The organism is Bacillus sp. SIMBA_005 (assembly GCF_046535585.1).
Lineage (GTDB): Bacteria > Bacillota > Bacilli > Bacillales > Bacillaceae > Bacillus > Bacillus pumilus.
This window is the reverse complement of sequence record NZ_JAWRWI010000247.1, coordinates 1-284: the sequence shown is the minus strand read 5'-3', so window position 1 is coordinate 284 and position 284 is coordinate 1. Positions and strand designations below refer to the sequence as shown.

The following is a 284-nucleotide window of genomic DNA, read 5'->3' as shown; positions in this document are numbered from 1 at the left end:
CGGCCGAGGTGCTGGAGCGCCTTCGCGCGAGCGGCCAGCTGACCGAAGAGGCGGAATACCGCAACCTCTACGCCGTCTACATCAACAGCGACAACAAAGAGCGCGAGGCGATCGCGGTCATCAACGAAGGCATGGAAAAGAACATCCTGCCGGCGGATTTCCGTACCCTGTCCGCACTCGCGCAGGCCTACTACTTCTCGGACCAGATCGCCCCGGCGATCGCGACCTACCAGAAGGCGGCGCCGCTCGCGGAGAACGGCGAGACCTATCTGAATCTCGCGAAG

The 284-nt window shown here is 63.4% G+C and carries 1 protein-coding gene; it reads left to right on the top strand.

Features of this window, described 5'->3' with window-relative positions:
• The coding region (locus SB660_RS19960; protein ID WP_410584021.1) for a hypothetical protein at window positions 1-284 on the top strand (284 nt) is incomplete at both ends.